The organism is Streptomyces tirandamycinicus, assembly GCF_003097515.1.
Lineage (GTDB): Bacteria > Actinomycetota > Actinomycetes > Streptomycetales > Streptomycetaceae > Streptomyces > Streptomyces tirandamycinicus.
This window is the reverse complement of record NZ_CP029188.1, coordinates 6,429,112-6,451,134: the sequence shown is the minus strand read 5'-3', so window position 1 is coordinate 6,451,134 and position 22,023 is coordinate 6,429,112. Positions and strand designations below refer to the sequence as shown.

At 68.7% G+C, this 22,023-nt stretch carries 16 protein-coding genes and 3 pseudogenes; 12 read left to right on the top strand and 7 right to left on the bottom strand.

Features of this window, described 5'->3' with window-relative positions; genetic code table 11:
* Nucleotides 1-56 precede the first annotated feature (56 nt).
* The 3 genes from DDW44_RS28055 to DDW44_RS28045 are packed head-to-tail and all read left to right on the top strand — an operon-like array spanning nucleotide 57 to nucleotide 6,492.
* A complete protein-coding gene (locus DDW44_RS28055; protein WP_108908215.1) occupies nucleotides 57-2,048 on the top strand; it encodes a type I restriction-modification system subunit M in 1,992 nt (663 codons plus the stop codon).
* Nucleotides 2,045-3,313 carry a restriction endonuclease subunit S gene (locus tag DDW44_RS28050; protein WP_108908214.1) on the top strand — a complete coding sequence of 423 codons (1,269 nt, stop codon included), beginning with the start codon at nucleotides 2,045-2,047 and terminating at the stop codon, nucleotides 3,311-3,313. Before DDW44_RS28055 ends, DDW44_RS28050 begins: the two co-directional genes overlap by 4 nt.
* Entirely contained in the window at nucleotides 3,310-6,492 is a 3,183-nt protein-coding gene (locus DDW44_RS28045; RefSeq protein ID WP_108908213.1) for a type I restriction endonuclease subunit R, read from the top strand. The genes DDW44_RS28050 and DDW44_RS28045 overlap by 4 nt, the downstream gene beginning before the upstream one ends.
* Before the next feature lie 55 nt (nucleotides 6,493-6,547).
* Here DDW44_RS28045 and DDW44_RS33060 read toward each other — a convergent pair whose 3' ends face one another.
* Both DDW44_RS33060 and DDW44_RS28040 read right to left on the bottom strand, forming a co-directional pair.
* Nucleotides 6,548-6,730: a DUF397 domain-containing protein gene (locus DDW44_RS33060; protein WP_244224243.1), complete on the bottom strand. Its 183-nt coding sequence runs from the start codon at nucleotides 6,728-6,730 to the stop codon at nucleotides 6,548-6,550.
* Nucleotides 6,728-7,585, bottom strand: a pseudogene (locus tag DDW44_RS28040) (helix-turn-helix domain-containing protein); the annotation flags it as partial. The pseudogene DDW44_RS28040 and the gene DDW44_RS33060, both read right to left, overlap by 3 nt.
* Nucleotides 7,586-7,706: 121 nt before the next feature.
* On the opposite strand from DDW44_RS28040, the gene DDW44_RS28035 reads away from it, so the two are divergent.
* From DDW44_RS28035 to DDW44_RS33055, 5 genes are all read left to right on the top strand, one after another.
* Nucleotides 7,707-8,162 (top strand): ATP-binding protein, encoded by a 456-nt coding sequence (locus tag DDW44_RS28035; protein WP_244224130.1) that lies wholly within the window; start codon nucleotides 7,707-7,709, stop codon nucleotides 8,160-8,162.
* A gap of 199 nt (nucleotides 8,163-8,361) precedes the next feature.
* Nucleotides 8,362-9,918: a serine/threonine-protein kinase gene (locus tag DDW44_RS28030; RefSeq protein WP_425275705.1), complete on the top strand. Its 1,557-nt coding sequence runs from the start codon at nucleotides 8,362-8,364 to the stop codon at nucleotides 9,916-9,918.
* A 48-nt stretch (nucleotides 9,919-9,966) separates the two neighbouring features.
* Complete coding sequence (locus tag DDW44_RS28025; RefSeq protein ID WP_108908211.1) at nucleotides 9,967-12,135, top strand: ATP-dependent helicase; 2,169 nt, start codon at nucleotides 9,967-9,969, stop codon at nucleotides 12,133-12,135.
* 300 nt (nucleotides 12,136-12,435) lie between these two features.
* Complete coding sequence (locus tag DDW44_RS28020; RefSeq protein ID WP_108908210.1) at nucleotides 12,436-14,328, top strand: ATP-dependent nuclease; 1,893 nt, start codon at nucleotides 12,436-12,438, stop codon at nucleotides 14,326-14,328.
* 74 nt (nucleotides 14,329-14,402) lie between these two features.
* Nucleotides 14,403-15,716, top strand: coding sequence for a hypothetical protein (locus DDW44_RS33055; RefSeq protein ID WP_244224129.1), 1,314 nt, complete (start codon nucleotides 14,403-14,405; stop codon nucleotides 15,714-15,716).
* A 43-nt stretch (nucleotides 15,717-15,759) separates the two neighbouring features.
* Here the strand turns inward: DDW44_RS33055 and DDW44_RS28015 are convergent.
* Nucleotides 15,760-16,250, bottom strand: a pseudogene (locus DDW44_RS28015) (nucleotidyl transferase AbiEii/AbiGii toxin family protein); the annotation flags it as partial.
* Nucleotides 16,247-16,429, bottom strand: coding sequence for a hypothetical protein (locus DDW44_RS31830; RefSeq protein WP_146207062.1), 183 nt, complete (start codon nucleotides 16,427-16,429; stop codon nucleotides 16,247-16,249). The gene DDW44_RS31830 and the pseudogene DDW44_RS28015, both read right to left, overlap by 4 nt.
* Nucleotides 16,430-16,961: 532 nt before the next feature.
* Here DDW44_RS31830 and rpmF point away from each other — a divergent pair.
* Nucleotides 16,962-17,132, top strand: a complete 171-nt coding sequence (gene rpmF / locus DDW44_RS28010; protein ID WP_027733907.1) for a 50S ribosomal protein L32 — start codon at nucleotides 16,962-16,964, stop codon at nucleotides 17,130-17,132.
* Nucleotides 17,133-17,138: 6 nt separating this feature from the next.
* Nucleotides 17,139-18,326 (top strand): GTP-binding protein, encoded by a 1,188-nt coding sequence (locus tag DDW44_RS28005; RefSeq protein WP_108908209.1) that lies wholly within the window; start codon nucleotides 17,139-17,141, stop codon nucleotides 18,324-18,326.
* Between the two features lie 482 nt (nucleotides 18,327-18,808).
* Here the strand turns inward: DDW44_RS28005 and rpsN are convergent, their stop codons facing one another.
* Together rpsN and rpmB are read right to left on the bottom strand one after the other, a co-directional pair.
* Nucleotides 18,809-19,114: a 30S ribosomal protein S14 gene (rpsN, locus tag DDW44_RS28000; protein WP_108908208.1), complete on the bottom strand. Its 306-nt coding sequence runs from the start codon at nucleotides 19,112-19,114 to the stop codon at nucleotides 18,809-18,811.
* Nucleotides 19,114-19,350, bottom strand: coding sequence for a 50S ribosomal protein L28 (rpmB, locus tag DDW44_RS27995; protein WP_108908207.1), 237 nt, complete (start codon nucleotides 19,348-19,350; stop codon nucleotides 19,114-19,116). Before rpmB ends, rpsN begins: the two co-directional genes overlap by 1 nt.
* 121 nt (nucleotides 19,351-19,471) lie before the next feature.
* On the opposite strand from rpmB, the pseudogene DDW44_RS27990 reads away from it, so the two are divergent.
* Nucleotides 19,472-19,690: pseudogene (locus DDW44_RS27990) on the top strand (hypothetical protein); the annotation flags it as partial.
* Here the strand turns inward: DDW44_RS27990 and DDW44_RS27985 are convergent.
* Nucleotides 19,644-20,201, bottom strand: a complete 558-nt coding sequence (locus DDW44_RS27985; protein ID WP_108908205.1) for a helix-turn-helix domain-containing protein — start codon at nucleotides 20,199-20,201, stop codon at nucleotides 19,644-19,646. The pseudogene DDW44_RS27990 and the gene DDW44_RS27985 sit on opposite strands and share 47 nt — an antisense overlap.
* Nucleotides 20,202-20,276: 75 nt before the next feature.
* Between DDW44_RS27985 and DDW44_RS27980 the strand changes: the two genes are divergently transcribed.
* Nucleotides 20,277-21,944: an FAD-dependent oxidoreductase gene (locus DDW44_RS27980; RefSeq protein WP_108908204.1), complete on the top strand. Its 1,668-nt coding sequence runs from the start codon at nucleotides 20,277-20,279 to the stop codon at nucleotides 21,942-21,944.
* The last annotated feature ends 79 nt before the right edge of the window (nucleotides 21,945-22,023 follow it).

Here is a 22,023-nt window from a genome sequence, read left to right as displayed (position 1 = left end):
TCGGCTCGGCTCGGTCGGTGGGGTTGGGACATTTCGGAAGGAATCCGGGGATCCAGTTGAACAGCAGCAAGCACACGGAGTTGGCGAACCACGCGTGGTCCGTCGCCGACCTCCTGCGGGGGGACTACAAGCAGTCCGACTACGGCAAGGTCATCCTGCCGTTCACCGTGCTGCGGCGCCTGGAGTGCGTGCTGGAGCCGACGCGCGAGAAGGCCGCGGAGATCGCGGAGCAGCACAAGGACAGCGACATCGACCCGGACCGCTTCCTGCGGCGGGCGTCAGGCCACTCCTTCTACAACCGGTCGCGCCTGACCCTGAAGAAGATCGCCGCGGACCCGCAGAACGCCGCGAAGAACCTTCATGTGTACGTGGGGGCGTTCTCGGACAACGCGCGGGGCGTGCTGGAACGCTTCGAGTTCGCTCAGCAGATCAAGCGACTGGACGACGCCGACCTGCTCTACAAGGTCATCGGCAAGTTCACGGACCTGGACCTGCGTCCCGAGGTCGTGCCCAACCACAACATGGGCTACATCTTCGAGGAACTCATCCGCCGCTTCGCGGAGCAGTCGAACGAGACGGCCGGTGAGCACTTCACGCCCCGCGAGGTCATCCAGCTGATGGTGCGGCTGCTGGTCGCCCCGGACGGCGACGCGCTCCAGCTCCCCGGTACGGTGCGCACGGTCCTCGACCCGGCCTGCGGCACGGGCGGCATGCTCTCCGCGATGGACGACCTCATCACCGAGTTCAACGAGGACGCCACGGTGGAGGTGTACGGGCAGGAGCTCAACCCCGAGTCGTGGGCGATCTGCCGGTCCGACCTCATGATCAAGGGCCAGGACCCGGAGAACATCGCCTTCGGCAACTCCTTCTCCGACGACGGGCACGCCCGCAAGACCTTCGACTACATGCTGGCCAACCCGCCGTTCGGCGTGGAGTGGAAGAAGGTCAAGGAGGAGGTCGAGCACGAGCACAAGTCGCTGGGCGAGGCCGGCCGCTTCGGGGCGGGGCTGCCGCGCATCAACGACGGCTCTCTGCTGTTCCTCCAGCACATGATCGACAAGATGAAGCCGGTCGACGTGAACGGCGGAGGCGGCTCGCGCATCGCGATCGTCTTCAACGGATCGCCGCTGTTCACCGGCGCGGCCGGGTCGGGCGAGTCGGAGATCCGCCGCTGGATCCTGGAGAACGACTGGCTGGAGGGCATCGTCGCCCTGCCGGACCAGCTCTTCTACAACACCGGCATCTCGACGTACTTCTGGATCCTGACCAACCGGAAGAGCCCCGACCACAAGGGCAAGGTCGTGCTGCTGGACGCGCGGGACCAGTGGCAGAAGATGCGCAAGTCGCTCGGCGACAAGCGCAAGGAGCTGGGCAAGGACCACATCGCGACGGTGGTCAAGCTGTACGGGGAGGCGCTGGCCGCGGCGGGGGATGCGGAGCATCCGCTGCACGGCAAGGTGAAGGTCTTCTGGAACGAGGACTTCGGGTACCAGCGGATCACGGTGGAGCGTCCGCTGAAGCTGCGGTTCGAGGTGACGGAGGAGACGCTGGCGGCGCTGGAGGCGTCCAAGGTCATCCAGAAGCTTCCGCAGGCTTCGGTCATGTTCGACGCCTTCGAGTCGATGGAGGTCAGGAGCTGGGCTACGAAGCAGGAGGCCTGGCTCGCCCTCAAGGACGCGGTGGTCGCGGCCGGGTCGACGTGGCCCACGGGGGCGCCCTTCAACAAGGCGCTGCGTGACGCGATCGGCCTGCGGGACCCGGAGGGCGAGGTGCAGCTCGTCAAGGGGCAGCCGGAGCCGGACTCCGAGCTTCGGGACTACGAGAACGTGCCGTTGGGTGAGGACGTGGAGGAGTACCTGAAGCGGGAGGTTCACCCGCATGTGCCGGATGCGTGGATCGACCACAGCAAGACAAAGATCGGGTACGAGATTCCGTTTACGCGGCACTTCTATGTGTACGAGCCGCCGCGGCCGTTGGCGGAGATCGACGCGGAGTTGAAGGCGCTGGAGGCGGAGATTCAGGCGCTGTTGGGGGAGGTTACGGAATGACGGACGCCATTCGCGCCCTTCCTGAGGGATGGTCAGAGACTCGCCTCGACCGCATCGCGACTGTCAATGCCAGGATCGGCTGGAAGGCTCTGACGGCTTCGGAGTATCAACCGGATGGCTACGCCTTCTTGGCCACACCGAACATCAAGAACGCCGAGATCGACTTTGTGAGAGTAAATTACATCTCGGAGTTCCGATACAACGAGTCCCCCGAGCTGAAACTTCAGGTCGGTGACGTTCTACTAGCCAAAGACGGCAACACCCTGGGCATCGTGAATATCGTTCGCCAGCTACCGCGTGCCGCCACAGTGAACGGGTCAATCGCCGTGCTCCGAAGCTTTGACATGGAGCCGCGCTTTCTTCGCTACGTGATCCAGAGCAGCTTCATCCAGGGCCACATCAATTCCGTTAAGGACGGCATGGGCGTGCCCCATCTCTTCCAACGGGACATCAAGCGCTTCCCACTCCCTGCACCCCCACTGGAGGAGCAGTGCCGCATCGCCGACTACCTCGACACCGAGACTGCCCGCATCGACCGACTGGTCAGATCTCAACTGCATTTGATCGATCTCCTCAAGGAACGTGAGGAAGCCGCGATTGAGGAGGTTCTCTCCCATGTGGCAGAAAAATCAATCCGCCTCAAGTATCTGTTGCTCTCCCCTCCGTCCTACGGGGCGAACGAACCGGCGCAGCACGACCGCCGGGACTGGCCCCGGTACATCCGCACGACCGACATCGCGGAGGACGGCACTCTCCGCGATGAGACCTTCGCGTCGCTTCCTCCCGAGGTGGCGCAGCAGTACCTCTTGGACGACGGCGACCTCCTCCTAGTGCGCAGTGGGGCCACCGCGGGCAAAGCGTTCCTGTACGACCTCCGATTCGGGCCAGCTGCCCATGCCGGTTACCTGATTCGCGCACGCTTGAACAGCCAGCTGATACTGCCCCGTCTCATCTGGCACTTCTGCCAAACCACCGCCTACTGGCAGCAGATCAACGAAGGGGCAATCCAGGCCACTATCCAGAACGTCAACGCGGAGAAATACGGGAACCTGCTAGTCCCCCACATGGCACACGACCGTCAGCTCGACGCTCTCCGGCACATCGATGCACTCACAGAGAAATCAGGAGAGCTGAGAAGGCATGCACATCAGATGCTCGCTCTGCTGGCTGAGCGCCGCCAAGCCCTCATCACCGCCGCCGTGACAGGCCAGTTCGACGTATCCACCGCCAGCGGCCGCAACGTAACCGAAGGAGTCACGGTATGAGCCCCGTGCACGACGAGTCCTCCTTCGGGTCGGCTGTAGTCGCCGCCCTCTGCGAGCGCGGTTGGCGCGAGGCCAACCCCGAGGACTACCGACCCGACCTCGGCCTCGACACCAACGAGCTCTACACCTTCATCGGCGCGACCCAACCCGACGAGTGGAACGAACTGCTCACCGTCTACGGCGGCAACCCCAACGAGGCCCAGCGCGGTTTCGCCCAGCGTCTCGACCGGGCCATAGCCGATGACGGCCTCCTCCACGTCCTCCGCAACGGCGTCAAGGACCGAGGCGTCCGTCTCCGCGTCGCCTACTTCAAGCCCAACCTCATCTCCGCCGACTCCGTCCTCGACGGCTACCGCGCCAACCGCCTCACCGTCGTCCGCGAACTCCCCTACGCCACCAAGCAGGCCGACTGGGGCCACCGCCTCGACCTCACCCTGTTCCTCAACGGAATCCCCATCGCCGCGGCCGAGCTGAAGAACCCGCTGACCGGGCAGGGCGTCGAGCAGGCCAAGGAGCAGTACCGGACGGACCGGGACCCGACCGAGCTGATCTTCGCACGGCGCGTGATCGCGAACTTCGCCGTCGACCCGGACCTGGTCTTCGTCACCACGCAACTGCGCGGCAAGAGCACCCGGTTCCTGCCGTTCAACACGGGCTCGAACGGCCCTGGCCAGCCCGGCGGGGCTGGGAACCCAGCGCCCACGGCCCACGGCACGTACGCGACCAGCTACCTCTGGGAACAGGTCTGGCAGCGCGACAACTGGCTGGACCTCCTCCAGCGTTTCGTGCACCAGCAGAAGCACAAGACGCCCGGCGGCGGCACCACCAAGTCGACGATCTTCCCCCGCTTCCACCAGTGGGACGTGGTCCGCAAGCTCACCGCCCACGCGGCCACCCACGGTGCCGGCCAGAACTACCTGGTCATGGCCTCCGCCGGCTCGGGCAAGTCGAACACCATCGGCTGGCTGGCCCATCGCCTCAGCGACCTGCACGCCGGCACCGACCCGCGCGTCCTCGACCCCGAGGCCATCGCCCACGATCGCATCAAGCCCGGCGAACCCGTCTTCGACAAGGTCATCGTCATCACGGACCGCCGCAACCTGGACTCCCAACTCCGGGAAACGGTCGGCAGCTTCTCGCAAACGGACGGCCTGGTCGTGAAGGTCGACGAGAAGCACGGCGCGAAGAGCGAGCAGCTCGCCCGCGCCCTCTCCCGGGACACCGGGAAGATCGTCACGGTCACCCTGCACTCGTTCCCGGCCCTGCTCGACTACATCAAGCGCAACCCCACGGAGATCAAGGGCACCCGCTTCGCGATCATCGTCGACGAGGCACACTCCTCCCAGTCCGGCGACGCCGCCACCGCCGTGAAGTCCGCCCTGCGCGACCTCGGCCTGGACGCCGACTCGGACGACGAGGGCGCGACCACGGTCACCGTGGACGACAAGCTGAAGGCGAAGGCCATCGAGCGCTCCCGCGCCGCGAATCTCTCCTATTTCGCCTTCACCGCCACCCCCAAGTCCAAGACGCTCGAACTCTTCGGCACGGAAGGCGTGGAGAACGGCAAGACGGTCTACCGCCCCTTCCACACGTACTCCATGCGCCAGGCCATCGAGGAAGGCTTCATCCTCGACCCGCTGCGCAACTACGTCACGTACAACACCTACTGGAAGCTCGCGAACCTCAACAGTGACGAGAAGGAGGTCGACCCCTCCAAGGCGAACAGTCTGCTCGCCCGGTTCGCGCTCATGCACGAGCACACGGTGTCCCAGCACGCCCAGGTGATCGTCGAGCACTTCGTCCGCCACACCCGCGGCCGGCTCGGCGGACGCGCCAAGGCGATGGTGGTCACGGCCTCCCGCCACTCCGCCGTGCAGATGGCCCGTGCCATCCGGAGCTACATCGCCGACGTCGAGTACGACACCAAGTACCCGGATCTCGGCGTCCTGGTCGCGATCTCCGGCTCCCTCACCATCGACGGCGAGGAGACCACCGAGGTCAAGGAGAACGGCGGCCTCTCCGAGGGCGCGCTGCCGAAGGCGTTCGGCTACACCCGCGCCGACGACAAGGCCGCGAAGGCCGGCGGCAAGGGGCAGCAGGAGTACCGGATCCTGGTCGTCGCCGAGAAGTACCAGACCGGCTTCGACCAGCCGCTCCTCACGACGATGTACGTCAACAAGACCCTGACCGGCATCGCCGCCGTGCAGACCCTCTCCCGCCTCAACCGCACCGCCGAACGCAAGTCCCAGGCCGACCTCGCCGTCCTGGACTTCGTCAACGAGGCCGAGGACATCCAGGACGCCTTCCGCCCGTACTTCGAGGAGGCGCACACCCTGCCCTCCGACCCGAACCTCCTCTACACGGCCCAGAGTCGCGTCATGGCCGTGCCGGTCATCTCAGAGCCGGACATGGACGAGTTCGTGTCCGCGTACTTCGAGGCACAGGCGAAGGCGGGCGGCTCCCAGTCCAAGTGGGAGAAGCTGCACGCCGAGCTGTACCGGCTCCTGTCCCCCGCCGTCACCCGCTTCTCCGCCCTCTTGGAGAGCGAGGAGGAGGACGACGTCGAGACGGCCGAGGAGTTCCGGGCCAACCTCAACGACTACGTCCGCAAGTACGGCTTCCTCGCGCAGATCGTGCCGTACCAGGACGCCGAGTTGGAGCGCCTGTACCTCTACGGCCGCTACCTGCTCAACCGCCTCCCTCGCCTCGCCGACGGCGGAGTCGACATTGGCGAGGTGGATCTGAGCCACCTGCGCGTCGAGAAGACCGGCGAGCACGACGTATCCCTCAACGCCGAGGGTCCGGCCGAGCTCAAGGGCTTCGGCGACGGAGTCGGCGGCGCCAAGGACGCCGAGAGGTCACTGCTGTCCGAGCTGATCGAGAAGTTCAACGCCAAGTTCGGCACGGAGTTCACGGAGGAGGACGTCCTCCCGGCCTTCAACGCCACCAAGAAGGACCCGAAGGTCCGGGCCGCCGCCCTCGTCAACGACGAGGCGAACTTCGGCATCGTCTGGGACAAGAAGTTCGAGGAGAACATGATGGATCACGTCTCCACCATCGACACCCTCGGCAAGCGGTACTTCGGCACCGACCGGGACTTCAAGTCCAACCTCGACCGCAGCGCGCGCAGGGCCGCCTGGCGGATGATCCGCCGGGAGGAGGGGCTGGACGAGATCTGACGCACTCGGGGCCCGGTGCGCCGCGCGCGCCGGGCCCCGACAGTCTTCAGTCAGTTCAGCGCCCTGCGGCCATCCGTACGAAACCGGCCCAGGCTTCCGTCCCGAAGGACACCTTGGCTTCCGTGGGTCGCTTGGAGTCACGCACCCATACGGCCTCACTGGTCTCCGCGATCTCGATGCACTCGCCGCCCTCCGCACCGCTGTAGCTGCTCTTGCGCCACGACTCGCCCGTGTTCATAGCTCCCAGCACCTTCTCTACGAATCCCAGAGACTCTCGCGGAGTGAGAGCCTGACTTCGGATGATCCCATAACGCGCTGAGATGGACCGCACCTCGTCCCGGTCAGTGACGAGGATGCTGCGTCCCTGCACTTCTAAGTAGGCGATTTGGTCACTCTTCTTCGGCGTGATCAACGTGAAGGGTCCGTCTACACCAGCGTTGTCCTCACGGTCGTTCGGCATGACCTGGATCTCGACGTTGCGCTTGTGTCCGATGAGCAGGATGTTTTCAAGGACCCCGCGTAGCACTGGCTTACCGCCGAACGGTTTGCGGAGCACGGCCTCTTCGATGACGAAACTCACGAGCGGTGCAGGCCACCGCGTGAAGACCTCCTGGCGCAACAGCCGAGCTGCAACGCGCTGTTCAATCGTGTCCTCGTCCAGCAGCGGACGTCGCATGGCGAGCAGAGCACGTGTGTACTCCTCGGTCTGGAGGAGCCCTGGCACCGCTTGCATCGCGTAGAGGAAGAGCTCATGGGCGTCAGCTTCCAACCGCGCCGCATCCCTGAAGAACGCCGGATACTGCGCCCGCCCCACCTCCTCCTTCAGCGCCGTCAGCAACCCCCCAGCCCCCAGCACCTCATCCGCCTTGTCAATGAACCGAGGCTGCGGAATCCGCCTCCCCTGCTCAATAGACGCCACCGTGTCCGCCGAGTACCCCACCCGCTTCCCGAACTCGGCCCGTTCCAGTCCCACCCGCGTCCGCAACAGCTTCAACTGCCGTCCGAACGCGGCCACCACACCCGTCCCCGGCTCGTCCTCCGGCCGCCGCTGCTCCTGCTCCCGCGCCGACTCCTCGTCCCTCACCTCAGTCATCGCCCTACCGCCTCTCCCCCGAGTACCGACCCGTACAGCACCCGCGCCCGCCCCGTACGAAAGATCGGCGTCAGCGCGTCACCACTGGTCACGCTAGGCCACAGAACGCCACCGTGAGTGCATGACCGCAACACAATCCCCCCTCACGGTGTACCAGTTCACGATGCGCTTCAGCTCGACCCCACGCGGCGCCCGTCTGGCCCGGCGACTGTGCGGGCACCGCCTCGACACCTGGGGCATCCCCTACGGCAGCGACGTACACGACGACCTCACCCTCATCGCATCGGAGCTGTGCGCCAACGCCGTGCGTCACGGCCACGTCCCCGGCCGCGACCTCCACGTCCTCCTCACCGCCGCCCCGGCCACCGGCACCGTACGGATCGAGGTCAGCGACACCCGCGGCGAACGCCTCGCCCACCTCATCACCACCACGCCCGAGGCCCCTCAGGACGGTGACGGCGGACGCGGGCTGCTCCTCGTCGAGGCGCTGGCGGACCGCTGGGGCTGTTCACCCCGGGCCGAGGGCGGGCCCGGCAAGACCGTCTGGGCGGAGTGCACCGCCCCTTGCCTGGCCTGATCGCCTGTCTTGATCACGTAGCACACGCCCGCCCTGACTGGACTCACGAAACCCCACCCACGAGACTGATCCCCAACCACATCGAAGGCCTTTCGGACACACGACTGGGACGACGACGGGGACGGGACGGGGCCAGGTGCCGGAACAACGGCGGATCGCGGGACGCTACGAGCTGCTGGAACAGTTCAGCCACGGCGGCATGGGGGACGTGTGGCGCGGCTACGACGCCGTACTGGACCGGCCGGTCGCCGTGAAGCTCATCCGCCCCCAGGCCGTCACGTCGCCGCACCTGGCGCAGGAGCTGGAGAAGCGGTTCAAGCGCGAGGCCCGCATCACCGCGCGGATCCAGCACCCGGGCGTGCCGCAGGTGTACGACGCCGATCTAGACGAGTCGTACGAGCAGTTGTTCCTGGTGATGGAGCTGGTCGACGGCGTGCCGCTAACCGGGTACGTGCGCCCGGACGGGCCGCCCCTCCCCGTCAGCTGGGCGGCTGCCGTCGCGGCGCAGGTCGCGACCGTGCTGTCGTACGCGCACGACGTGCCCGTCGTCCACCGTGACCTGAAGCCGAGCAACATCCTCGTGGCCCGTGACGGCACGGTGAAGGTGCTGGACTTCGGCATCGCGGCGATCCTCCGGACGGATGTCACCAAGCTGACGGCGACGGGCAGTCCGATCGGGACGCACCAGTACATGGCGCCGGAACAGGTGCGCGGCGGGCGGGTCACGCCGCGCACCGACCTGTACGCGCTGGGGTGCGTGCTGCACGAACTGCTCTGCGGGCGGCCGCTGTTCGGCGGTGACAGCGAGTGGCAGTTGATGACGCAGCACGTCAACGCGGCACCGACGCCGCTGCGCCGGCTGCGCGCCGACGTACCGGCGGCGTTGGAGGAACTCGTTCTGCACCTGCTCCGCAAGGCGCCCGAGGCGCGTCCGGCGGACGTGCAGGAGGTGTACGAGCGGCTGCGGCCGTTCCTGCCCGTGCCCGGTGAGGACGCCGCGCCCGGGCAGACGGGGCCCGCGGGGGCGCCGGACCCGACCGGGATCTTTCGCCGCCCCTACGCGCCCCGCTCACGTGCCGCAGCCGCGGGCGCGGGCCGTACCGCCTCCCCCGGCGGTCCGGACGTGCCGCCCGCCGTCCCCGCGGCCGAGCGGGAGGCGCTGCGGGAGCAGATCCTCGACGTGCACGCGCACTACCGCGCCCTGATGGAGGAGGAGCGGTACGCGCAGGCCGCAGAGGTGGTGGGCGAGATGATCGAGCCGGCCGCCCGGGCCCTCGGCTCGGAGAACAAGGCGGTCCTCGGACTGCGCAGGCGCCGGGCGTTCAGCCGGCAACTGGCGGGGGACCACCGGGCCGCGCTGCCGGAGTTCGAGGCGCTCGCCGGCGCCTACGGGCGCGTGAGTGGCCCGAGCAGCGAGGACGCGTTGGACAGCCGGGCGCAGGCGGCCCGTTGCCGAGGAGAGCTCGGCCAGGTGACCGAGGCGCTCGCCGGTCTGCACGGCGTCCTCGACGTCGTCCGCTCCGTCGACGGCGACGTGAGCGAGAACGCGGTGGAGCTGCGCCGCGACATCGGCATGCTGCTGCTCGCCCAGGGGCGGGCGGCGGACGCCTTCGACGTCCTGGACCCGCTGCACGCGGACCTGTGCCTGGTGTTCGGTCCCGACGACGAGTTCACCGCCGAGGTGGCCGAGACCCTCGCCGTGATCCGTCTGGATCTTGACGGCGACGTCCCCGATCGGCCTGATCCCTCCCCCTGACCTGCTGTTCGTCCGCACCGACGCCCGACCGGACACGAGGATCCACGCATGCCGCAGCTCGCCTTCGACATCGGCTTCTTCGCCGAACTCCCCAAGCTCCAGCCGCCCGTCAGGAAGGGCGTGCTCGACGCCTGGGAGAAGTTCAACCGGCTCACTCTCGATCAGCTCTTCAAGGACCAGGGGCTGAAGCTGGAGAGTCTGACGAACGCGAAGGACAAGCAGATCCGGACCATCCGCATCGACCAGTTCTGGCGCGGTGTGGTGCTCGCACCGCCCTCCGGTGACACCTTCGTCCTGCTGCGGGTCATGCAGCACGACAAGGCCATCGAGTGGGCGAAGAAGCAGAAGTCCAGCGTCAACGCGGTGACGCGGGCCGTCGAGATCCGGGACGCGGCGACCCTGGACGAGATCACGCCCGCGTACGAGCGGGTGGCGCGGACCTCGCCGAAGCAGCGGCTGTTCGCGAAGTTCTCCGACGGGGACCTGAAGGCGCTCGGCATCGACGACGAGACGCTGCGGCAGGCCCGGTCGCTGGTCGACCAGGAGCAGCTGGACGTCTTCGCGCCGCTGCTGCCGCAGGACCAGCGCGAGGTGCTGCAGTACCTCGCCGCGGGCTGCACGGTGGAGGAGGTCTGGCAGGACATCGTGGCGCCCGCCCTCCAGGCGTCCACACAGCCGGTGGACACACAGGACTACGAGACGGCCATCCACCACAGCCGGGCGCGTATCGCACTGGTCACGGCCTCCGAGGAGCTGCGGGACATCCTGGAGAAGCCCTTCGCGGCCTGGCGTGTCTTCCTGCACCCGTCTCAGCGCAAGGTGGCCTACCGGGCGTCGTACTCGGGACCCGCGCAGGTCACGGGCGGGCCGGGCACCGGCAAGACCGTCGTCGCGCTGCACCGGGTCAAGCACCTGCTCGGCCACCTGCGCGACGGCGACCGCATCCTCCTCACCACCTACACCAACGCCCTCGTCAACGCGCTCCGTTCGGGCCTGGAGTCCCTGGTGGACGACCCGGCGCTGCGCGAACGCGTGGACATCTCGACGGTGGACGGCCTCGCCAGCCGTATCGTTGCCGAGAAGCCGGACGCGGTGGCGCTGCGGCCACTGATGTACAACCAGGAGGAGAGCCGCTGGGGCAAGGCCGCCAAGGCGACGGGCTTCACCGGCAGCGCGCAGTTCCTCGCCCAAGAGTACCGGCACGTCATTCTTGCCCAGGACATCCGGACCCTGGCCGACTATGAGGCGGCGGACCGGCGGGGCCGCGGAAGCCGGCTGACGGTGGCCGAACGGCCCCTGGTGTGGGAGACGGTCGAGCGGTTCACTGCCGACCTTGCGGCGGACGGGGCCCGCACCTGGCTGCAGACGTGCGCGGAGGCGGCGCGGCTGCTGGCCGAGAAGGGGCCGCAGTACCGGCATGTGGTGGTGGACGAGGCGCAGGACCTGCACCCGGCACAGTGGCGGCTGCTGCGGGCGGCCGTCCCCGCCCGTCCGGACGACCTGTTCATCGCGGGCGACCCGCACCAGCGCATCTACGACTCGAAGGTGTCGTTGAAGTCCCTCGGCATCAAGGTGACGGGGCGGTCGGTGAAGTTGCGCAAGAACTACCGCAGCACGCAGGAGATCCTGCGCTGGTCCACGACCCTCCTCATAGGCCGCCCGATCGCCGAGCTGGAGGACGAGAACCGCAACGACACCCTGCTCGGATACCGCTCCGCCCTGCACGGCGACGGTCCGGTGGTACGGGGTGCGGCGAGCGAGGAAGCCGAGTTGGACGCGCTCGTCGACCAGGTGCGGTCATGGCTGGGCGCGGGTGTCGACGGCGGGGAGATCGGGGTGAGCGCCCGGTTCAACAAGACGTGCGCGAAGGCGGTGGCACGCCTGAAGGACGCGGGGATTCCCGCCGTGACCCTGCGCAACGCCTCCGGCGCCTCCGCGGCGGCGGGCGGGGAGACGGCCGTAAGGGTCGGGACCATGCACTCCTTCAAGGGGCTGGAGTTTCGCTGCGTCGCGGTCGTCGGTGTCAACGACGAGGCGCTGCCGTTCGCGAAGGCGCTCACGCCGACTGACGTGGACCCCAGGCAGCACGAGACGGACCTGATGTCCGAGCGCTGCCTGCTGTTCGTGGCCTGTACGCGCGCCCGGGACAGTCTCGCCGTGTCCTGGTCGGGCGAACCGAGCAGCTTCCTGACCGAGGCGGGCGTCACCACGGTCTGATATCCCCTCAGCGCCGTACCACTACGCAACGCGCGGCAGCTCGCGAGCGCTCTCTCCGCCGCGGCAGTTCCGCGTGCTCACTCACGACAGCTCTGGAATCTCCACACACTCGCGAAGATTCGATTGACAGCGCTTTCACTCTCATGGTTGAGTTCCCATGCTTCCGGCGATGTCTGGGGGACATCACCGGAAGCACCCGTCCCGCATGCCCGGCTGGATCCGAAGTGCTATGGCGTCACCGTCCGTTCGACGACGCCTCGCCGTCCCGGGCGGTCCGCACCGTCCCACCTCAGGAAGACCATGAAGATCAAGCGCGTCCGCATCGAGAACTTCTGCTGCATCCGCAGTCTCGACGTCTCCTTCGACTCCATCACCTCACTCATCGGCCCGACGGGCGTCGGCAAGTCCACCGTGCTGCGCGCACTGGACTGGTTCTTCAACGGTGAGAAGGGCGGCATCCTCAGCGAGGAGGACGTGCACTCGGCGGCCGAGACGAAGCGCATTCGCGTGGAGGTCGAGTTCGACGGCCTCACCCCTTCCGACCGGTCCGCGCTCGGCCACTACGCACCCGACGGAAGGGAAACCCTGAGCATCTGGCGTACCTGGGAGAACGGAGAGGACCGGATCACGGGCAAGGCCCTGGCCTATCCGCCCTTCGAGCGGATCCGGGAAGGCGTCGGCAGTCGGGAGAAGACGGCCGCGTACAAAACCTTACGTGACCAGGACCCGGCGCTCGGCCTGCCCGCCGTCCGCGGCTGGGATGCCGCCGAGGCGGAGATGCGGTCCTGGGAGGCGAGGAACCGGGACCGGCTCACCGAGGCCGAGGTAGAGGGCGCGCACTTCTTCGGCTTCGCCGGCCAAGGGCTGCTCGGCAAGCTGATCGACTTCGTTTTCATCTCGGCTGATCTGCGGGCCTACGAGGAGACCGACGACAACAAGGCCTCCGTGGTGGGGCGGATCCTCGAGCACGCGGTCGACCGCTCGGAGGCGGAAGCCCAGTTCACGGCCATCGACGAGGACGCCCAAGCGGCCCGCGAGAAGGTGCACAAAGAGATCTACGAGCCGGTACTTGCGAGACTGTCCGGCGCCCTGTCCGCAGAGGTCCGCCGCTTCACCACCGGACGGGACGTCGTCGTCACCCCGACAGCCCAGGTACCCAAACGGGCCAAGACCGCGTTCGCGGTCACCATCCGTGACGGGGCGGCGCTGACGCCGGTCCGCCGTCAGGGGCATGGATTCCAGCGCGCCCTGATCATCGCGGCCCTCAGGTACCTCTCGGAGTGCCGCCGCGCTGAAGGGGGCACGCGCTCCCTGTGCCTGGCGATCGAGGAACCTGAACTGTTCCAGCACCCGGCGCAGACCAGGGTTTTCGCGCACGTGCTGCGCAGCCTGGTCTCGTCGGCCGAGGACCAGACCCAGGTGATGTACGCGACGCACAGCCCGGTGTTCATCGATCCGAGCGACTATCAGCAGGTGCGCAGGCTGTACCGGGTCAGCGGTGGCGAGCATCCGGAGGTGCGCCTGCGCGCCCTGACCGAAACGGAGCTGCGGCAGTCCCTCGACGGCCATGTACCGGAGATGTCCATCGCACGACGAGGGGCCACTCGGTACATCAAGGAGCTCGCCGAGGCGCTGTTCGCCGACGTCGCCGTCCTGGTCGAAGGCGCCACGGACGAGAGCATCCTCCTGGCTTTCGCCGAGCGTCAGGGCATCAGCCTCGGCGCCGAGGGCATCTGCGTGGTCAACGCCGAGGGCAAGGGCAACATGATCCTCTGCCATGCCATCCTCACCGGGTTCGGCGTGCGCTGCCACCTCGTCTTCGACGCAGACACCGGGCCGCGGAGGGTAGCCGACGCGGACACCGAGAAGAAGGTCGACAGCATTCGGGCATCTGTCACAAGGAACACGAGGATCTTCGGCTATCTGGGCATCACCGCCGAAGCCACCCCCGCGAGCGTGAGCGAGTCGACCCACACCGTGTTCGAGGATGACCTCGACACCTACCTCAAGGTCGACTGGCCCGCTTGGGACGCCCGCCGCCAGGAACTGATCACGGCCGACGGTTACGTGGACGGCAAGCACGGGCCGACGTACGCCGAGGCCGCACGCACCGCCGGCGGTGAACCGAAGCTGCTGCACGCGCTGCTGGAAAACGTGAGGGCCCTGGCAGGGCAGCAGACGCCCCGTTCCTAGCACATGTACACGACGATTCATGCCGTTCCCGTCGGACGCCGACCGTAGGCTGTGCGGGACAAAAGGGGGAGACGATGACTCACGACCGCAAGGAAACCGTTCCGGTGTGGACGCTGGCGACCGGGGATGTCCGGGTGCCGGCACTGACCGGAGACGGGCCGATGACGGCGGAGCGCCTGGCTGAACTGCGCAGTGTGCTGGCCGGCCTGGCCGAGGAGCCGATCGCCACACTCGAGGTTCATCCGCTGCCGGGCCGACTCGACCGCGGCCGGGGCATCCCACTCGATGCCGCGAGTCCCTTGGCGCAGCACCTGTCGCAGCTCATCACGCAATCAGCGCGTAAGTCGGCCACCTCGGCGACAGTTGCCGGCGAAGGCCTGTATCGCATGGTGATTCCGGCAAAGGTCGCCGCCCAGTTCGGTCAGGGCGTCATTCGCCCGATGGCGGCGAAGGGGGCTGCCGGTTGCTTCCGCGGCGCGCTTGTCGACTCGACGGGGAAGATCGCCGGCGCGGCGAAGTTCATGCCGGTCGGTCAAGCGGCAACGGCGGGCGCGGTCGGTGGAGCCGGTGCGACCGCCGGCGTGGCGGTCGGCGGCACTGCGATGCTCACGGTCGCCGCGCCGCTCGTCCTCATGGCCGTGGCGGTGGGGGTGAGCGCACATGCCGACGGCAAGCGTCAGCAGGCGATCGAACACATCACAGAACTGCTGGAGCAACTGCAGGAGCAGGAGCTCGAGAAGGAGCAGAGCGCACTCGACGGCTGCCGCGACGCCATCGACAAGGCCACCGCCGTTCTGCTCGACCAGGGCAAGCCCGGTGCCTCGCTGGGCCTGGACTCGGCAGTGCATGCCATCAACTCGGCACTGGGAACTGCCGATCGCCGCCTCGCCAAGTGGCAGAGCGCACTCGACAAGCTGCCGGAGGGTCAGGCCGTCGATCTCGGCACGCTGACCAAGTCGTTCCCCGGCATCGACAACCCTGGCGGCACCTTCCAAGCCCACCTCGAACTCGCCACCCTGGCCATCGCGTTGAAGCGGCGGGTCGTGATCCTGCAGGCCGTCGAACACGCCCAGACCGACCCCGGGAACCTCTTCGCGAACTTCACCCGCGCACTCAAGCGCGACCAGCAGCGACTCGAAGACCTGGAGTCGAGCATCATCGGTGTTCTGGTCCGCCTGTCGAATCTGGAACTGGCCCGGCCGCAGGGACTGCGGCCGCCCGTCTTCACCAGCGCGGAAGTCGATCGCCTGATGCGCGCGGCTCACCGGATCCACCAGCTGGGCGACGGCCTCGTGGTCGACAACCGCCCCACGGACGTGGCGATCGAGATCGCCCGTGACGAGGACGGTTCGGTGGTCGTGTTCCCCGCCCTGCCTGCATCCGCGTAGGCACGCCATACCATCGTTTCCGGCCGAGTCGGCACGGGCCGCCGAACCTCCTCCCGGGTCGTCGGCGGCCGAGGGATTCGAGATCGGCGGTGGAGCGGTGGCGGGAGGCGGCCTGGACGTCGATGAGGTCGCGGACGGTGCCGCGGTCGGCGAGGGCACGGACCTTGGTGCCGATCACGTCGTCGAGGGACAGAACGGGACCGTAGGGGGTCTGGGCAGGCTGAGCCCAGAACGCCTCCTTGAGGACATCGACCTCACACTCCTCGCCGGTGCCCGGATCGGTGACGAGAAGCCGGGCCGCTGAGCGGATCGGTCTGGACGTGCATGGTCCGCCATCCGCGCGCGCTGAGGCCGGCTGTCAGTGAGGCGACGATCTCCTGCATCGGAGCCTGGTTCTCGGTGGCGACGTCGAGGTCACGACTGAAGCGTTCGACCAGGCCGTGGGCCTGCATCGCCGGTGAGGACCAGAGGGTAGGGGGAGGCGAGGTCGAGGGTTTCGGCGAGGAGACGCTCGTGGAGCGGAGTGAGCTTCACGCGGCAGTCGTGTCGGCCGGAGCGGGGCGCAGCAGCTCCGGGAAGACGTCCTCCCAGACATCGCGGACGTAGGGACTGATCAAGCGCAGCAGCTGCTGGGACGCGGCGGCATGGCGGATACGGGGGTCCCCCGTCATACGTACGTCGGGCGGAAGACCTGCCACAGCGTCGTGCGCCATGGCGAGCAGGCTGCTCACCTGCGCGGTCTGCGCGAATCAAGCCGCCGCGGAGCCGTCGGCCGGGAGGAGGTACGGAAGGGTGTCACGGTCCCATGTCGTTGGGACGCCGAGGAGGCCCCATGGGGCACGCGAAGGTCAACCGCGCAGCCCAGGGGAGACATTGCTCATCGACGAGTTCATCCCCGCCCCTTCGAGGGGAGCGACATCACGGCAGCGGTCATCACCGAGACGCGGACCACCGACCCCGACAACAAGCAGCGACTCGACGCCGAGTGGGAACGTGAGGCCCTGGGGAACGAACGGGCCTGGATCGAGGATCCCGAGCTGCTCGCCGCCACCGAGAAGCGCTGGGCCGAGGAGGGAACCACCAGTCGCGCGGCGGCCGAAACAGACGGAGCCGCCGCTGCACCTACCGCCCGCACCCGAGCGGAAGCCCCACCATTTCGGAGCGACCACAGCAAGACTCCGTAATGACATCCATTTTCATGTATCGTCTGTGTTCACCGCCCACCACTCACCCCCGGAGGCCCTCATGGCCGTACCCAAACGCAAGATGTCGCGCAGCAACACCCGCCACCGTCGCGCGCAGTGGAAGGCCGTGACGCCGCAACTGGTGACCGTCACGGTGGACGGCGTGCCGTACCGGGTTCCCCAGCGGCTGGCCAAGGCGTACGAGCGCGGTCTGCTGCGCCCCGAAGGCTGACGCCGCATGACCCACGCCCTCCCGCCGCGCCTTCCCGTCACCGTGCTGTCCGGGTTCCTCGGTGCCGGCAAGACCACCCTGCTCAACCATGTCCTCACCAACCGCGAGGGCCTGCGCGTCGCCGTCATCGTCAACGACATGAGCGAAGTCAACATCGACGCCGCCCTCGTCCGCGGCGGTGAGGCGGCGCTGTCGCGGACCGAGGAACGCCTGGTCGAGATGACCAACGGGTGCATCTGCTGCACCCTGCGCGACGACCTGCTGGAGGAGGTGGACCGGCTGGCGCGCGAGGGGCGTTTCGACTACCTCCTCATCGAGTCCTCCGGTATCTCCGAGCCCATGCCGGTGGCCGCCACGTTCGCCTTCGCCCGCGACGACGGAGCCACCCTCGGCGACCTGGCCAGGCTGGACACGATGGTCACGGTCGTGGACGCCGTCAACTTCCTGCCCGAGCTGGACGGTGGCGACGAGCTGGCCGCACGGGGCCTGGACCAGTACGAGGACGACGAACGCACGGTCAGCGACCTGCTCATGGACCAGATCGAGTTCGCCGACGTGATCGTCCTCAACAAGCTCGACCTCGTCGACGACGCGTCCGCCGACCGGCTCCGGGCCACCCTGGCCCGCCTCAACCCGGCCGCCCGCATCGTGCCGGCCGTGCGGGGCCGCGTCCCGGTCGGCGAGGTCCTGGGCACCGGCCGCTTCGACCTGGAACGGGCCCAGCAGGCCCCGGGCTGGGTGCGGGAACTCAACGGCGACCACGTCCCCGAGACGGAGGAGTACGGCGTCTCCTCCACCGTCTTCCGCTCCGCGTCACCGTTCCATCCGGGGCGGCTGTGGACGTTCGTGACGGAGACTCTGGACAGTGGCGCCCACGGGCAGGTCCTCCGCTCCAAGGGCTTCTTCACGCTGGCCGGCCGGCCCCATGTGACGGGACTGTGGTCCCAGGCCGGATCCGTGGCACGCTTCGAGCCCTCCTCCGCGCGTGACACCGACAGCCCCCACGCCCAGGAACTCGTCTTCATCGGCGCCCGCTTGGACGCGGAGCGGCTGCGGGCGGCCCTGTCCGAGTGCCTCATGCGGGCGGGCGAAGCTCCGCCCGCGGCCGACCCCTTCCCCGCCTGGGACACCTACGGCTTCGACGAGAGTTGCGCACACGAGCACGAGCCTCTCACCACCGTGACGGGCCACTGAGACTCCGGGCCGGACGGTGGTCGCAGCCACGGCAACGTCCGGCCCGGTACACCCTTTGCGTCAGGGAGCTTGCTCGCGGAGAGGGAAGCGCCGCGCCTCGGGGCGGCGCGGGAGACACCTCTCATCCCGCCGTACGCCTGCGCGGTCGAGAACCGCAGGGAACACGCCCTGCTGCGGACGCGCGGGCCGAAGAGTTTTCCGCCTCGATCGACGAGGACTTCGCCCGCTTCGACGAGCTGCCCGGTCTCCGGGGCGCGCCGTTGCGCACCCTCCTGTTCGACGGCCGGGTGACGGACTTCCCATCCATGCACCCCGACGCAATGGTGGCCGCGACCGCCGCCCGGCGGCTCCCCCCGGCCGAGGGCTATCGGCTCGACCTCCTGCGCTTGCCCTGACGTCAGCCGTGGTTCCCCGAGGGCGGAGTCGTCGTCCGTGACTCCGCCGGGTCACGGACGACGACTACCCTCAGGCGAGCGGCACGGCTACCAGGACGACTTGGTGACTCCGGGAAGGAATCCGGCGTGCGCCTGCTCCCTCACCCGCACCCTGGACAGGCCGAACTTGCGCAGGTGGCCGCGAGGCCGCCCGTCCACGCTGTCCCGGTTGCGCACCCGGGTCGCACTCGCGTTGCGGGGCTGGCGCCGGAGTTCTTCCACGGCGGCCTGGCGTTCGGCCTCGGTGGAGGACGGGCGGCGGATGATCTCCTTCAGCTCCGTACGGCGGGCCGCGTACCGCTCGACGGTCGCCTTGCGCTTCTCGTTCTGCGCGATCTTGCTCTTCTTGGCCATCAGACCTTCACTCCCCGGGCGCGGATACGGGCCACGGCGGCCTCGATGCCGATGCTGTCGATGGTCTTGATCGCCTTCGCGCTGAGCGTCAGCCGGACGTACCGGCCCTCACTCGGCAGCCAGTAGCGCTTGCGCTGGATGTTGGGGTCGAACCGGCGTGAAGTGCGCCGGTGCGAGTGGGAGATGGTGTTGCCGAAGCCCGGCTTCGCGCCGATCAGCTGGCAGTGAGCGGACAAGGTTCTACTTCCTCTCGCCGGACGGGCACTCTTTGGTAATGGAAACCATTCCCATATAGTACCCGTCATGGCCCCCAACGAGGTGCGCCCGCTCATCAAGCTCCACTCCACCGCGGGGACCGGCTGCACCTACCGCGTCGGCGACGTCAAGATCTCGAACGTGAGCCACCCCTCCACAGGTACCGGCCGCGCCCGGGACACCGCCGGGCGAGTCGAGCGGTTCGAGCGCCGCCACGGCCGACGCGGAGCCCTCTGTGCGGCACGAAGGCGCACCGCCCGAGCGTGCAGCCCCGTCACTGGTGCACGTGCGCGCGCTGCCCTTCGCGATCGAAGACCATGATCAACTCGGCGGGGCCGTCCAGGGCCGTGATCGCGTGCGGGACCATCGTCGCGAACTCCGCCGCCTCACCCGCGTCGACGTCGATCTGCCGCTCGCCCAGCCACAGCCGCACCCGACCCTCGAGCACGAGGAACCAGTCGTGGCCCGGGTGCACTCGCTGGCCGGGAAGGGTGTCGGACGGCTCGAGGCGCATCTTCACCGCGACCGTGCGCCCGTCCGGACGGCTCAGCGGCCACGTCGTCCGCGTGCCGCTGCTGTGCGCGACCGGACGGATGACCACGTCGTCGTCGGTGGGCACCTCGAAGAGCACGTCGAGACTCATCTGGAGGGCGTTGGCCAGCGGCACGAGCACATCGAGGCTCAGCGTGCGCTTGCCCGTCTCGACACGGCTGATGGTCGACGGGCTGAGGTGGGTGCGCTCGGCCAGCTCGTCGAGGGAGTACCCCAGGGTGGTGCGCATGCTGCGCAGGCGGGCCCGCGCCAGGGCCTCGATGTCGGCGACTCCGTTCACGCCCCCATCCTGGCACACCTTGCACATTCCGCAAGCCGCTTTGCCGAGAACGCCGGGCGCCGTACCGTCGGGCCCATGAGCGACGATCCCGTACAGAGCAGGCACTCAGCCCACGCAGCCGACCCATCCCCTTCCGAGGACGGCGAGCACGTCAGCCACACCCCGCACGCCACCCTGGAGCGTCACTGCGACGTCGCCGTGATCGGCGGCTCGGCCGCAGGGCTCGCCGCCGCCCTGCAGATCTCCCGCCAACGGCGCAGCGTCGTCGTGGTCGACGACGGCACCCCGCGCAACGCCCCGGCCACGCACATGCAGGGCTACCTGGGGCACGAGGGCGCCGCGCCCGGCGAGCTGACGGAGATCGGGCGCGCCGAAGTACGCGCCTACGGCGGGGAGGTGCTCTCCGGCCGGGTCGTGGGGGTGCACCGTCGCGACGACGGCCGGTTCCGGCTCGACCTCACCGGCGGGCACACGCTGGTGGCCCGCCGCGTTCTCGCCGCGACCGGCGTGTCCGACGAGCTCCCCGCGATCGACGGAGTCGCCGAGGGGTGGGGGCGCGGCGTGGTCCACTGCCCGTTCTGCCACGGCTTCGAGGTGCGCGACCGGCGCCTGGTGCAGATCGTCACGCACCCCCTGGGTCTCCACCCGACTCCGCTGTTCCGGCACCTGACCGACCGGCTGACCGTCGTGCTGCACGATGCGACCGGACTCGACCAGGAAGCCGTCGAAGCCCTTGCCGCCTCGGGCGTCGTCGTCGAGCGCGGCAAGGTCACAAGGGTCCTCACCGGGCCGGACGGCGAGGTCTCCGGGGTCGAGCTCGGCGACGGCCGCGTGCTCGAGGCCGATGCCGTCGTGGTCGGCTCGCGGTTCCGGGCACGCGCCGACGTGCTGGCCGGGGCCGGGCTCGGCACCACCCCGCACCCGACCGGCGCCGGCGAGGTCCTGGCGGTCGACGCGCGTGGCGAGACCGCCGTACCGGGGATCTACGCGGCCGGCAACGTCACCGACCCGAGCCTGCAGGTGCTGCCGTCGGCCGCCCAGGGCAGCCAGGTCGGCGCCATGATCGCCTTCAGCCTCGCCGAGGAGGATCTGCGCGCCGCCGTCCGGCACTCGGGCGAGCAGACCGACTGGGACCACCGCTACGGGGGTCCCGACCGGGCGTGGAGCGGCAACCCCAACGGCACGCTCATCCACGAGGTCGCCGCCCTGGCCCCGGGCCGGGCACTCGACGTCGGAACCGGCGAGGGCGCCGACGCCCTCTGGCTGGCCGAGCACGGCTGGAAGGTGACCGCCACCGACATCTCGGGCAACGCGCTCGCCCGGGTGCGCGCCGAGGCCGAACGCCGCGGGTTCACCGTCGACCTCGTCCGCGGCGACGCGGGCGATCCCGCACCCTTCGGCGGCAAGACCTTCGACCTGGTGTCGCTGCAGTACGGCTCGTTCAAGCGCACGCCCGACCAGCGCGGTCTGCGCAGTCTGCTCGCCGCCGTCGCCCCGGGCGGCACGCTGCTGGCCGTGCACCACGACCTGGCCCCCCTGCGCGACCCGGTGGACGTGGCGAACCAGACCCGGATGTACGACCCGGAGGCGTTCGTCGGGGTCGACGAGATCGCCGCCGCGCTCGGCGCCGACCCCGGCACCTGGCAGGTCGAGGTCCACGAAACCCGGCCACGGCCCCCCGGCGCGGCCAGCACCCACCACGTCGACGACGTCGTTCTGCGGGCGACTCGACGAGCGGCCTGATCGCACGGCCGGATCCGCCCGGACCGCGAGGTGCGCCGAGGAGGCCGCCCGACCGATCGCCGGACTTCCGGAGCGTGGG